11 protein-coding genes are annotated in these 13567 nt (G+C 52.0%); 7 read left to right on the top strand and 4 right to left on the bottom strand.

All coding sequences use genetic code 11. The annotated features are described in order from the left end of the window. Position 1: 1 nt before the first annotated feature. On the bottom strand, positions 2-1735 hold the full coding sequence (locus IAG03_RS06065) for an ABC transporter ATP-binding protein (protein WP_249319074.1): 1734 nt from the start codon (positions 1733-1735) through the stop codon (positions 2-4). Positions 1736-2002: 267 nt separating this feature from the next. Between IAG03_RS06065 and mnmL the strand changes: the two genes are divergently transcribed. Together mnmL and IAG03_RS06055 are read left to right on the top strand one after the other, a co-directional pair. Beyond that, on the top strand, positions 2003-2980 hold the full coding sequence (gene mnmL / locus IAG03_RS06060; RefSeq protein WP_249319072.1) for a tRNA modification radical SAM protein MnmL/YtqA: 978 nt from the start codon (positions 2003-2005) through the stop codon (positions 2978-2980). Positions 2981-3092: 112 nt separating this feature from the next. Then, positions 3093-4181, top strand: coding sequence for a LacI family DNA-binding transcriptional regulator (locus tag IAG03_RS06055; protein WP_249319071.1), 1089 nt, complete (start codon positions 3093-3095; stop codon positions 4179-4181). Between the two features lie 61 nt (positions 4182-4242). Here IAG03_RS06055 and IAG03_RS06050 read toward each other — a convergent pair whose 3' ends face one another. Beyond that, complete coding sequence (locus IAG03_RS06050; RefSeq protein WP_249319069.1) at positions 4243-5202, bottom strand: hypothetical protein; 960 nt, start codon at positions 5200-5202, stop codon at positions 4243-4245. Positions 5203-5425: 223 nt separating this feature from the next. Here IAG03_RS06050 and IAG03_RS06045 point away from each other — a divergent pair, with 223 nt between their 5' ends. Then, complete coding sequence (locus tag IAG03_RS06045) at positions 5426-6346, top strand: AEC family transporter (protein WP_249319067.1); 921 nt, start codon at positions 5426-5428, stop codon at positions 6344-6346. Between the two features lie 147 nt (positions 6347-6493). On the opposite strand, the gene pdxT is transcribed toward IAG03_RS06045, so the two are convergent. Next, positions 6494-7069 (bottom strand): pyridoxal 5'-phosphate synthase glutaminase subunit PdxT, encoded by a 576-nt coding sequence (gene pdxT / locus IAG03_RS06040; protein WP_249319065.1) that lies wholly within the window; start codon positions 7067-7069, stop codon positions 6494-6496. A gap of 1 nt (position 7070) precedes the next feature. Further along, entirely contained in the window at positions 7071-7946 is an 876-nt protein-coding gene (gene pdxS / locus IAG03_RS06035; RefSeq protein ID WP_249319063.1) for a pyridoxal 5'-phosphate synthase lyase subunit PdxS, read from the bottom strand. 138 nt (positions 7947-8084) lie between these two features. Between pdxS and pdxR the strand changes: the two genes are divergently transcribed. The 4 genes from pdxR to IAG03_RS06015 all read left to right on the top strand — a co-directional run bounded on the left by pdxR (position 8085) and on the right by IAG03_RS06015 (position 13540). Further along, on the top strand, positions 8085-9515 hold the full coding sequence (pdxR, locus tag IAG03_RS06030; protein ID WP_249319061.1) for a MocR-like pyridoxine biosynthesis transcription factor PdxR: 1431 nt from the start codon (positions 8085-8087) through the stop codon (positions 9513-9515). 155 nt (positions 9516-9670) lie between these two features. Further along, on the top strand, positions 9671-9898 hold the full coding sequence (locus tag IAG03_RS06025; protein WP_249319059.1) for a helix-turn-helix transcriptional regulator: 228 nt from the start codon (positions 9671-9673) through the stop codon (positions 9896-9898). Between the two features lie 170 nt (positions 9899-10068). Beyond that, a complete protein-coding gene (locus IAG03_RS06020; RefSeq protein ID WP_249319057.1) occupies positions 10069-11811 on the top strand; it encodes an ABC transporter transmembrane domain-containing protein in 1743 nt (580 codons plus the stop codon). Beyond that, positions 11747-13540, top strand: coding sequence for an ABC transporter ATP-binding protein (locus IAG03_RS06015; RefSeq protein ID WP_430472443.1), 1794 nt, complete (start codon positions 11747-11749; stop codon positions 13538-13540). Before IAG03_RS06020 ends, IAG03_RS06015 begins: the two co-directional genes overlap by 65 nt. Positions 13541-13567 lie beyond the last annotated feature (27 nt).

The following is a 13567-nucleotide window of genomic DNA, read 5'->3' as shown; positions in this document are numbered from 1 at the left end:
GTTATGCCTCCCCCCTTTGCTGCGATTCATACACTTCACGATAGATTTCACTTGTCTGCATCAGCGTTTCGTGGGTTCCGCAGGCACTGATTTTCCCGTCGTCCAGCACGACAATCTGGTCGGCGTCCATGACGGATGTAATCCGCTGCGCAATCATGATTACAGTCGTTCCGTGGAGATCGTCGCGAAATGCCGTACGAATTTTACTGTCCGTTGCAGTGTCTACCGCGCTGGTCGAGTCGTCTAAAATCAGAATTTTCGGTTTTTTCAGAAGCGCTCTGGCAATACAGAGGCGTTGTTTCTGTCCGCCGGAAACATTGACGCCGCCCTGTCCCAGCTCCGTATCATAACCGTCCGGAAAGGAACTGATAAATTCATGCGCCTGCGCTGCGCGGCAGGCCTCTTCGAGTTCGGCGTCTGTCGCATGTTCGTTGCCCCATCTGAGATTTTCCCGAATGGTTCCGGAGAACAAAACATTTTTCTGCAAAACCATTGCAACTGCATTGCGGAGCGTCTGCAGCGGATATTCGGCAACCGGCCTTCCGCCAACCTTCAGCGTACCGGAAGTCACTTCATAAAGCCGCGGAATCAGCTGAACCAGCGTTGTTTTGGCAGAACCGGTCCCGCCGATGATTCCGACGGTCTGGCCGGAGGCAATCTGCAGAGAGATATGCGAAAGGACGTCCTCTCCGCCTGCACCGGTGTCATAGCGGAACGATACATCTTCAAAAGAAACCGAGCCGTCCGCCAGCGTGCACGCCGCATCCGCCGCATCATCGCGGATATCCGGTGTTTCAGAGAAAATTTCTGCAATTCGGGAAACCGATGCACGGGAAAGAACAAGCATGATAAAGATCATGCAAACCATCATCAGAGACATCAAGATTTGCATAATGTACTGTAAAAAGCTCGATAGCTGCCCCAGCTCCAATTCTCCGCCGATGACGTCTTTTCCGCCGAGCCAAAGCACGGCAACAATACATCCGTACATACATAGCTGCATAATCGGCATGCCAAGCACCATGATTTTTTCCGCCGCAATCTGCGCGCGCCGTACGGCATCCGCTCTCTCGCGGAATTTTTCGGTTTCATGCCGTTCACGGACAAATGCTTTGACGACCCGGATTCCGATTAAGTTCTCCTGTACAGAAGCATTCATGGCGTCATACTGCCGCAGCATTTCCCGGAACCGCGGAAACGCGACAGATCCCAGCAGCGCAACCGCAATTACCAGCACCGGCAAAACGAAGAGGAAAATACTGGACAAATCCGGACTGATCAGAATCGCCATAAAAAGTGCACCGATAAACATTACCGGTGCGCGCACCGCCAGACGCAGCGACATCATAAAGGCATTCTGCGTGTTCGTGACATCTGTCGTCAGGCGCGTCACCAGCGATGCAGTCGAATACCGGTCCACATTGGAAAATGAAAAATCCTGAACCCGGTCGAACAGCCGGTTCCGCACATTTTTGGCAAAGCCCGTACTTGCAACCGCACAAAATTTTCCGGCAAGCGCGCCGAAGCACAGGGAAGCTGCCGCCATTACCGCCATCAGAAGGCCCATCAGGATCGTATACCGGATCCCGCCGTCTCCCTGGATACCGGTATCGATAATCGACGCCATTACCAGCGGCATCAGAAGTTCCATCGCAACCTCTCCCACAACAAACAGCGGGGTCAAAATTGCCGGCTTACGGTATTCCCCCACACAGGAAAGGAGTTGTTTGATCATTCAGATCCCTCGTTTCTATGACTGAATTCATATAAAATAAACGTATAAATCCGGAACAGAGGCCACATTTTTCAGATGGCATCCGCGCCTTGGAAAAAATAATTGTAGCGCAGAAAGCCCAAAAAATCAAGAAACAAATTGTGAAGGTTTCCAGTCTTTTCCGGATCATCTGCCCGATTCCAAAATTGGCTTTTCCAGTCGTATCCGTTCGCGATATTTTGCGATATAATAGAACTATCATTTTAGAAGTCCAAAGGAGAGTCCGGCATGTACACCTATCCGCTTCGCACATATTTGCAGGAAACCTTCGGAGAACCGATTTATAAGCTTGCGCTGGACGGCGGGATGACCTGCCCGAACCGCGACGGCCGATGCGGGACACGCGGATGTATTTTTTGCAGCGCGGGCGGCTCCGGGGATTTTGCAGAGCCTTTCCCGGAACAGCCGGATCTCAGCCTCCGTGAAACGATCTGGGAACAAATCGAACGTGCAAAACGGCGCGTTTCTGCGAAAACCAAAGCCACCCGTTTTATCGCCTACTTTCAAAACTATACCAATACCTATGCGCCGGTAGAACGGCTCGCTTCGCTTTTTTCCGCTGCAATCAGCCATCCGAATATTGCGGCGCTCTCTATTGCGACCCGGCCGGACTGCATTACGCCCGAAAACGCCGCTTTACTGCATCGTCTGAACACTGAAAAGCCCGTTTGGGTCGAACTCGGTCTGCAAACAATCCATCCGCGCACCGCCGCCTATATCCGCCGCGGATATCCGCTCTCTGATTTTGAAGAAGCCATGCGTCTTTTGCAGGGCCTGCATACCGTTGTTCATGTGATTTTGGGTCTTCCCGGCGAATCGCATGCCGATCAGGAAGGAACCGTTCGCTATGTCGCAAAAAGCGGTGCCGGTGGAATCAAATTGCAGCTTCTGCATGTTCTGCGCGGAACAGATCTGGAAGCAGAGTACCTGGCAGGCCGGGTTCCGGTCATGGAGCTGGAGGAATACGCCGATTTCGTCACGGATCTGATCGAACTGCTTCCGCCTAAAATGGTTCTGCACCGACTGACCGGAGACGGGCCGAAACGCCTTCTGATTGCACCGCTCTGGAGCGCACAGAAAAAAGTTGTGCTAAACGCAATCCAGCAAAATCTTCTGAAAAAAGACATCTGTCAGGGGCGGCTTTTTCATACCGCTTCTGTTTTTTCTGACAGCGCAAAAAATCCGGAAAATCCGTCATTTCCCTAAAAATGACGCTTGACACATCCTCTTGCTGCATGATATAGTTGTTGTGAAAACATAAAAAAGTTTTTATGTCGTTTTTACGTTTTGAAATGTCATCAGGAAACGAGGGATCCGCATGTATAACAGAGGCCCCGGAAACACCACAATCAAAGACGTCGCGGCGCTTGCCGGCGTGTCGATCGGAACGGTTTCGCGGGTAATCCACAACAAGGGCTATATTTCGGAACCCACTCGGCAAAAGGTTTTAGAAGCCATCACTGAGACGCAGTTTATTCCGAACATCAACGCGCAGACCGCGTCGGAACATCAGGCGCCGGTCGTTGGAGTCATTGTACCGGAAATCACCAACCCCTTTCTCTCCTACCTTGTTTCCTATATTGAAAAGTATTTGAATCTTGAAAATTACTCCGTCATGCTGTGCAACAATCTGTACAGCGCGGAAAAAACCAAAAAATTTATTGACCGGCTGCTGCAGTACCGTGTCCGCGGGCTGTTCATGATTGCAACGAAGCTGGACGACCGCGACTATCTGGAAATGATCCGGGAAAAACTCTCCATCGTCTGCATCAACACCATTATGGAGAAGGTCGACTGCATCAACTGTGCAGACTGGCAAACCACATTTGAGCTTACCGAGCACCTGATTTCGCTCGGGCACCGCGACATTGCCTACATGGGATTTAATCATACTTCCCCGCCGACGCTGGAACGTCTGCGTGGATTTCAGGACGCTATGATGAAGCACCACCTGCCCATCCGTGAGGAGTATCTGCAGGGGACGGATGTCACCATGCGGCCGATCCAGAACCTTCGCGACGGCAATCACGCACCGGCCAATGTGCTTGCTTCCCGTCTGCTGGATCTGCCCAATCCGCCGACTGCCATTATGGCGGTCAACGACTACTATGCGCTTGGCATCTACACGGAATGCCATAAACGCGGCCTGCAGGTCGGACGCGATATTTCCGTCGCCGGATACGATGACATTCCGCTTACAGAAATCATGACGCCGCCGGTCACTTCTGTCCACTGCGACGTAGACTCCATGGCGTATATTGCAACCAGCACACTTGTGGACCGAATCAAATCCAAAGAACATCAGCAGCTGGATTCCCGAAACATTTTGGTACCGGGCAGTCTCCGTCTTCGCGCTTCGACAGCGTCGCCTGTCACCGCCAGACACCGCATTTATCCTGATCGCTAACGTCTTGCGCCCTTCTGCTTTCAGAGGGGCGTTTTTTTACGTGTATTTGCGATCCGTGCTCCTAATTTTCTTTGTTCTCTGCGTCATCTGTTTTTTGCGCTGGATTTTCTGTGTTTTCCCCAGCGAACCTTTTCTTTCTCTGGCGAAGCATCCACAGCCCCGCAAGCAGCACCGCCGCAAAAGCCGCTGCAACCCAGTAGCCTGTCAGAACCTGCGTGTCCCCGGTCCCGGGATCCGATTCTTCCCCCGATTCTGTAGCAGGCGCCGGACGCGGCGTTCGGTACGGAGGCTCCGATTGCACATCCGACTGCGCCGAATTGAAAGAAACGCTCCCTTGCGGTTCTTCGGCCGAAATGGAAGGCGGCGCACTGGCCGGCGCCGGTTCCGGCGGTGCTTCTTCCGGCAAGGGTTCCGGCGTCGGCTCCGACGCAGAAGGCGCCGGCGTTACCGGCGTAAGGGCGTTCAGCGTTCGAACATAGTCCAGCGTAATGACAGTTGCCGTTTCGATCTCCTCATCCGCACGCAATTCGCCGCCTGTATACACATTATCCGCATACTCCCGCCGCCGCACAACAACGTCGGAAGCCGAAGCGCCAACATACGTGCCCAGCGTTTCCAAGACCTCTCCCTCTGGGAGTTTTTCATTTTCTGTCTGTAAAAAATACCGGTGATGAACCGTACAAGTCACCAATTGCAATGTTTTGGGCACAAACAGCCGCTGCACCGGTTCCTGTTCCTCTGCACCAAATACCAAAACAGATCGTGGAATTTTGGTAACATATCCTTCTCCCCAGTGTATGGAAAGGCCGCTGATTTCCGTTTCATCCGGTACAGACTGCGCATTCCAATACGCGCCCTGATGCACGCAGGCGGCTGCCTCCTCTTCGGAAAAGAGCAGCTGGACCGCCTCTGCTTCCGGCGGAACATCGGCAATTTGAATCTCTACCGATTCCGCAAACACGGCACCCTGCAAGCAGAGCCACAAGATTCCGCCAGCCAAAAATAACCGCATCCGTTTCATGACATCCCCCTTTTTTCATTTAACCATGATTTTATTTTTTGCCGCTTCTAAAAAAATTACGCATAAAAATCCATGTTTTCTTTTTTTATGGGGTGTGTTATAATAACCTCGAATCGCCATGCTGCGCATGCCTGCGCCGCTTTGCGCCTTTTCAAAGTTTCATATGCGGGCTAGCATCCTACAATTTCCACCGTTGGGAACCAATCCGATCGGAGTTGATTTTTTGGCTGATATTCTCACCCGGGCGTTGTCATTTGTTGCAATCATTGTTTTGGGCTATATTCTGCGGCGCATTCATTTCTTTTCTGCGGAACATTTTGGCCTGATTTCCCGCATTGTGATGAACATTACACTGCCTTGCGCCGTAATTGTGAATTTTAGTCCGATGGAACTGAAGGCCTCTCTGCTGGCGATTATCGGAATCGGAGTTCTCTGCAACCTCATTACAGCCGGCGTCGGCTATCTCAGCGCGCCAAAACGCCGAATGCAGGAAAAAGCCTTTAACATGATTAACCTTTCCGGGTATAATATCGGCACCTTTACCATGCCCTATGCGCAAAATTTTCTCGGTGCTGAAGGCGTGGTCTGCACCTGTCTGTTTGATGTTGGAAATGCGCTGCTCTGCACCGGAGGGACCTACGCCATTGTCTCCGGTATGTTGAACCACGAAAAGCGGGGCGGCTTTCTTTCCTCTATGAAGGCTCTTCTGCGCTCGGTTCCCATCTGGACCTATCTTATCATGCTGACTCTCACCGCGTTCCATCTTCAGCTGCCTGCTCCCATTTTGACTTTTGCAGGGCTCATCAGTCCTGCAAACGGATTTCTTGCCATGCTGGCAATTGGAATCAGCATTGACTTGCATTTTGAAAAGTCGCAGCTTTTTTCCATTTTAAAACTCACCGGCATTCGGCTTGCAATTTCTGCCGCCTTATCCGTCGCATTTTTCTATTTACTTCCGTTTTCGTTCTCCGTCCGGCAGACACTGGCAATTATCGTCTTTGCACCTGTTTCTGTACTTTGTCCTGTCTTTACCAAACATATTGATGGGGATGTCGCTTGTGCGGGAACCTTCAACTCGCTCTCCATTGCGCTCTCCATTTTCATTATGACCACATTGTTTGTGCTGATGAATGGTGCTTTTTAATCCCACAAACCGCTCATAAGGCATCCATTGCCTGAAAAGGCCCGCTCTCTCTAAAGCAGTTCAGAAAGAGCGGGCCCTTTTTTATTCTGTTTTCGGAGCACATGCTGAAGTTCCTTTTCGCTTTGGATCGATTTCTCTATCTCAGCGTCACCGAGACTGTACCATTTGCAGAAAATAGCGATGGATAGAAGGATCTCTTGTCAATTCCGGATGAAAACAAACTGCCAGTTGATTTTTTTGCCGTGCCGCAACAATTCGGCCGTTTACCTGCGCGAGCGTCTCGACTTCCTCTGAAAGCGCACCGACGATATGCGGCGCACGGATAAATACCATCGGCACGGTACCGCAATCTGCAAAAGCGCCTTCTGTCTCATAGCTGCCCAGCTGTCTGCCGTAGGCATTGCGCTGTGCGCACAGATCCATCGTCGCCAGGTGACGTCGGTCATCGTTTTCCAGCTTTTTGGCCAATAGAAGCAGCCCCGCACAAGTTCCAAACACCGGCATTCCCGCCAAAATCGCCTGCCGAATCGGCTCGAGCAACGAAAGTTCCCGGAGCAGCTTTCCCATAGTTGTGCTTTCCCCGCCGGGGAGGATCAGCCCATCCGGCGGCGCCTGCAAAAAATCGTTTACCTGCCGGATCTCGAAATGCGGCACCTGCAGACGATCCAGCATCGCGCCATGCTCTGCAAATGCCCCCTGCAGCGCAAGGATTCCAATTCGCATGTTAAACGCCTCTCTCTGCCATGAGCAGGCTGATTTCCTGTTCATTGATACCGACCATAGCTTCCCCAAGACCCGCAGAAAGCTCCGCAAGCCGTTTGGCATCCGTATAGTTGGTCACTGCCTGAACAATTGCCGCCGCACGTTTTTGCGGATTTCCGGACTTGAAAATTCCGGATCCGACAAAAACGCCTTCTGCGCCCAACTGCATCATCAAAGCAGCGTCCGCAGGGGTCGCAATGCCGCCCGCAGCAAAATTCACCACCGGAAGCCGTCCGGTTTCGTGCACCTGCTGCACGAGTTCATACGGAACCTCCAATTCCTTCGCAGTGTGATACAGCTCATCCTCCGACAGCGAAACCAGCCGGCGGATTTCATTGTTCATTTTCCGCAGATGTCGGACAGCCTGAATGATATCCCCGGTACCCGGCTCGCCCTTCGTCCGAATCATGGATGCGCCTTCCTGGATCCGGCGAAGCGCTTCGCCGAGATCTTTTGCGCCGCAAACAAATGGTACCCGAAACTTTGTCTTATCAATATGCAGCCGGTCATCTGCCGGAGAGAGCACTTCGCTCTCATCAATATAGTCAATCTCAATGGCTTCGAGAATCTGTGCTTCGACGAAATGTCCAATCCGTACCTTCGCCATAACCGGGATCGAAACCGCCGCTTGAATTCCGGCAATCATCTGTGGGTCGCTCATTCGGGAAACACCGCCCGCTGCGCGGATATCTGCAGGGATCCTCTCGAGCGCCATCACCGCGCACGCGCCGGCCTCCTCTGCGATCTTTGCCTGTTCCGGCGTGGTTACGTCCATAATGACGCCGCCTTTGAGCATCTGAGCCAATTCTTTATTGAGTGTGTAGCGATCGTTTTGCATGGATACAATCCCCTTTCGTTTCCATTCTTTCGGAGGCCTCCCGAATTTATTTCATTATCTTCGCAAACTGGTCTTGTGTAAATACTCAAAACATGTTATATTAATAATACCAGTTTATAAAAAGGAGGAATCTTTGCCGTGATTACGGCGATTTTGGACAAATCCTCTTCTGTCCCGCTTTATGAACAGCTTTACCGAGAAATCCGAACCCGCATCGAAAGCGGTGAATTCAAGGCCGGGGAAAAACTTCCTTCCAAACGAAAGCTGGCCCAACATCTTGGAATCAGCCAGCTAACCGTACAAAACACCTATACGCAGCTTGTTGCAGAAGGCTATGTGTATGCCATTCCCAAAAGTGGTTATTATGCGGAAGCGATTGAGCCCGTTCCTGCCGTTCAGGAAGAGCCGCTCTCTACCTTTTCGGATCGACCCACCGATTTTCCCTGTTGCCAGTATGATTTCGCGACCAATGCAGTAGATCCCGATGCCTTCCCATTTGCAACCTGGGCCCATATTGCCCGACAGGTTTTGCGTGAACATGCTGGCATTCTGAACGCCTCGCATCCGCAGGGGCTCCCGGCGCTGCGGGAAGAAATTGTGCGGTATCTGTATCGCTTCCGGGGGATTCGCACATCGCCGGAACAGATCGTCCTCGGTGCAGGATCAGAAGCTCTATTTGCCATTCTCATCCCCCTTCTGGGCAGAACCAGCATTTTTGCGCTTGAGGATCCCGGATACAGAAAAATCGGGCAAATTTTGGAGGATCATAACGTTTCTTCCGTCCCGATTCCGCTTGACGCCGATGGGATGCAGCTTTCCGAACTCCGAAAGAGCGGTGCTTCTGTCGCGCATATCTCCCCTTCCCACCAGTTTCCAACCGGAATTGTCATGCCGGTCAGCCGTCGGCTCGCACTTTTAAAGTGGGCAGGAGAAGCACCCGGCCGGTATATTATCGAATCCGACTACGACAGCGAATTTCGGTTTTGCGGAAACCCGCTCCCTGCCTGCCGTTCTCTGGAGGGCAGCGGCCGGGTCATTTATCTCAATACTTTTACCAAAAGCCTTGCGCCTTCTTTGCGCATCAGCTACATGGTTCTTCCGCCGGAGCTTCTGACGCTTTATCGCAACCGGTATCTGCGATATGCATGTACCGTCCCCAGCTTTGAGCAAGCGATTCTCTGTGAATTTCTGCACAACGGAATGTTTGAGCGTCATTTAAACCGCATGTGCAAGCTCTATCGAAAAAAGCGGGATCTGCTGATTGCCGCCATTCAGGGAAGTCCTCTTTCCTCCCATATTGAAATCGCAGAAAGCAACGCGGGGCTCCATTTGCTTCTGCGTGTTCAGATTGGGCTCCACGAACAGGAGCTCGTTTCTGCGGCATCTGCGTGCGGCGTCCGCATTCGCGGAATTTCCGAATACTACCGCTCATCTGCGCCCGACGATCTTTCTCCGACGCTGGTAATTGGGTATTCCGGAATGCCGACAGAGACACTCTCTGCGGCAGTGGAAACCTTGATTCGTGCTTGGATGTTTGCATGTGCGCAAAAAAAATTAACAAGACTTTAACGCCGTTTTCAGTTTATTTACGCACAGAAACTGAACTTTTCCAAATCCAAACGCATTGATGTGCATAAAAAGAAGATTTTTAGGCATCATTTTATGTGTTAAAATCTATTTCATTTTATTAAAATCAACGATACAATGGCTAAGAGGTGATTAACATGGATAAAAGATATCATGAGATGTACAAAAAATTAGGATTAAACCTTGCGTATTATCGAAAATCCAAAGGCTACACACAGGAACTGCTGGCAGAAAAACTGGATGTTGACCGCACAACCATCAGCAAAATTGAATTGGCGGTTTCCGGCGTATCTCTTGACCTCCTGTTTGCCATTTCTGAACTTTTGGAAATTCCGGTACAGCGCTTTTTCGAATTTCGTGACTAGTTCCCTTTAAACATTCTTTCAGCCCTCTTTTGCCGTTCTCTGATACGGCTAAAAGAGGGTTTTGTTTTTGGTAGGATTTTGCCTTCCCATTTTGAACGTCGCGGTATATTGCAAAGCAGTCATACAAATGCTATAATACCGCCGAAAGCGATATAGAAGGGAGCGCCATCGTGAAAGACTTGCTGATTTATCTCAAAAACTATCGCAAAGAGAGTATGGTCGCGCCGCTGTTTAAACTGCTTGAGGCCTGTTTCGAGCTGATTGTTCCCGCTGTTATGGCCAAGATCATCGACATCGGAATTCAAAACGGCGACACCGCTTACATTCTGCGCATGGGATTGCTTCTTATTTTGTTCGGACTTGTCGGGCTTCTTTGCTCTGCCACCGCACAATATTTTGCTGCAAAAGCCGCTTACGGATTTGGGACTGCGCTGCGGAAAGATTTTTTTCGTCATGTCAACCGGCTTTCTTTTGCAGAACTTGATAAAATCGGCACCTCCGCGCTCATCACCCGGATCACCGGCGACATCAACCAGGTACAGTCCGGCGTCAATCTTGTCCTTCGCCTCTTTCTGCGCTCTCCGTTTATTGTTCTCGGCGCGCTGATCGCCGCTTTTCTGATTCACCCCCGGATTGCGCTGATTTTTCTGTTGGCAATCCCGCTGATTTCCGGTGTCATTTATCTGATTATTCGCCTGAACATTCCTGTTTACCGGCATGTCCAGCAGCACCTCGACCGGATCGCACGCATTACGCGCGAAAACTTGGCGGGCGTCCGGGTAATTCGGGCTTTTTCGCGGCAGGAAACAGAAAAAAAACGCTTCGCAGATGAAACTGCTCTTTTACGCAAAGCACAGCTTCTTGCCGGAAAAATTTCCGCTCTGCTCAACCCCGCAACCTACGTCCTTGTAAATCTTTCCATTGTCGCCATTCTGTGGTACGGCGGAAAAGAAGTCTCTTCCGGCACCTTAACACAGGGCGAAGTCATTGCGCTGGTCAACTATATGACGCAGATTCTGCTCTCCCTCATCACGCTGGCGAATCTCATTGTCGCCTTTGCAAAAGCTACCGCCTCGGCCGCACGGATTCGCTCTGTTCTGGCTTACACGCCTTCTGTACAGGATCCCGGCGGCATCACGCCCGACGCCGTTCCGGGTGCGCCGCGCATCTCTTTCTCAAATGTCTCTTTCCGCTATGGCAACGCCGAGGAAGATGCCCTGCACCAAATTTCCTTTACCGCAAAACCGGGGGAAACCATCGGCGTCATCGGCGGAACCGGCGCCGGAAAATCGACGCTTGTTCACCTGATTTGCCGGTTTTATGACGCAACAGCGGGTTCCGTTCAAATTGACGGGGTTTCGGTGCGCGCGTATCCGTTCTCCGCGCTCCGGCAAAAAATCGGGATTGTGCCGCAGCGGGCTGTCCTGTTTCGCGGAACCATCCGGGAAAATATGCGTTGGCGCAAACAGGATGCAACGGACGAAGAAATCTGGAAAGCCCTTCGAATTGCGCAGGCCGAAGAATTTGTCCGTGCAAAGCCGGAGGGGCTGGATACCGCCGTGCTGCAGGAGGGCAAAAACTTCTCCGGCGGCCAGCGGCAACGGCTGACGATCGCCCGGGCGCTCGTCGGAGAACCGGAAATCCTCATTCTGGACGACAGCGCCTCTGCTTTGGATTTCGCAACCGACGCCGCCTTACGGCGCGCCATTCGGGCGGAAACCCAAAAAACGACCGTTTTTCTGATCTCCCAACGATCCGCATCCCTTCAGAACGCGGAGCAGATTCTTGTCCTGGATGACGGACGCCTTACAGGCGCCGGAACGCACCGTGAACTGCTTCAAAGCTGCGATGTATATCGGGAAATTTGTCTTTCTCAGCTTTCAAACGAGGAGGTGGCCCGCGGTGAAGCATAATCCTGCGCTCTTTCGAAAAATTCTGCACCTGCTGCGTCCATACTGGCATATCCTGTCTCTTTCGATCCTGTTCGCAATCTGCAGTGTTGCGCTGACGCTCTACGCACCGCTTTTGATCGGAAACGGTGTCGACGCGCTCATCGGACCCGGGCAGGTCGACTTCCGTGCGCTTCTGCCGATTTTAGGAAAGCTTGCTCTTGTAACCGTAGGCACCGCATTCTCACAATGGCTGATGAATCTCTGCCACAACCACGTGACCTTTCGCGTTGTACAGGATTTACGGACGCGCGCATTTGAAACCGTATCGGAACTTCCGCTGCGATATCTCGACACCAAACAATACGGTGAAACGATCAGCCGGATCACAACCGACGTCGACCAGTTTTCCGACGGCCTTCTGATGGGGTTTTCGCAGCTTTTCACCGGTGTCATCACGATCGCCGGAACGCTCGGCTTTATGATCTCGATCAACCTTCCCATCTCTCTTGTCGTCGCTCTGATCACACCGCTTTCCCTGTTTGTGGCCGCCTTCATCGCCAAACACACCTATGACCAGTTTTACAAGCAGTCCCAGGCGCGCGGAGAAATGACCGCCCTCGTGGAAGAGCTTGTCGGAAATGCGCAGGTCGTGAAGGCGTTCGGATACGAGAGCCACGCCCAGACGCAATTTGACGCCATCAATGAACGGCTGGAAATCTGCGGCCGCAAAGCCGTTTTCTTCTCCTCTCTGACCAACCCCTGTACCCGCTTCGTCAACGGTCTTGTCTATACCGGCGTCGGAATTGTCGGCGCGCTGTTTGCAATCAGCGGCGGCATTTCTGTCGGGCAGCTTTCCTGCTTTCTGACCTATGCCAACCAGTACACCAAACCGTTTAATGAGATTTCCGGTGTAATTACAGAGCTGCAAAATGCGCTGGCCTCTGCGGAACGGGTTTTCCACCTGATTGAAGAGCCCAGACAAACGCCGGACGCACCGGACGCACCGGTTCTCTCCTCTCCCGACGGCACCGTCGACCTTCGCCATGTCTATTTTTCGTACCGGCCGGAAGTCCCGCTGATTGAGGATTTCAACCTTTCTGTAGCAAGCGGGCAGCGCATTGCCATTGTCGGGCCGACCGGATGCGGAAAAACGACCATGATAAACCTGCTGATGCGGTTTTATGATGTCACTGCCGGAAAAATTCTTGTCAGCGGATATCCGGTTGATTCCATCACCCGCGACAGTCTGCGGGGATCTTACGGCATGGTTCTGCAGGAAACCTGGCTTAGCAGCGGAACCGTCCGGGAAAATATCGCTTACGGAAAGCCCGATGCTTCTGAAGCAGAAATCATCGCCGCTGCCAAAGCAGCCTACGCAGACGGGTTTATCCGGAAACTGCCGCAGGGGTATGACACGCCGCTTTCCGAGGATGGCGGAACGCTCTCGCAAGGGCAAAAACAGCTGCTCTGCATTGCGCGCGTCATGCTTTCGCTTCCGCCGATGCTGATCCTCGACGAAGCGACTTCGTCGATCGACACCCGAACCGAGCTAAAAATCCAGCAGGCGTTTCAGCGGATGATGGAAGGCAGAACCAGCTTTCTGGTTGCACACCGGCTCTCGACCATACAAAATGCCGACAGCATTCTTGTGATGCGCGACGGACACATCGTCGAACAGGGCAATCATGCGGCTCTCCTTGCCCAAAACGGATTCTATGCGAAATTATACAACAGCCAATTTTCAAAATAGAACTCTTATATTTTGAGAGCCGGGCAG

The organism is Yeguia hominis, from assembly GCF_014384705.1.
Classification (GTDB): Bacteria; Bacillota; Clostridia; order Oscillospirales; family Acutalibacteraceae; genus Yeguia; species Yeguia hominis.
Note: the sequence above shows the minus strand (reverse complement) of the source record. Positions and strands in the feature narration are given on the sequence as shown.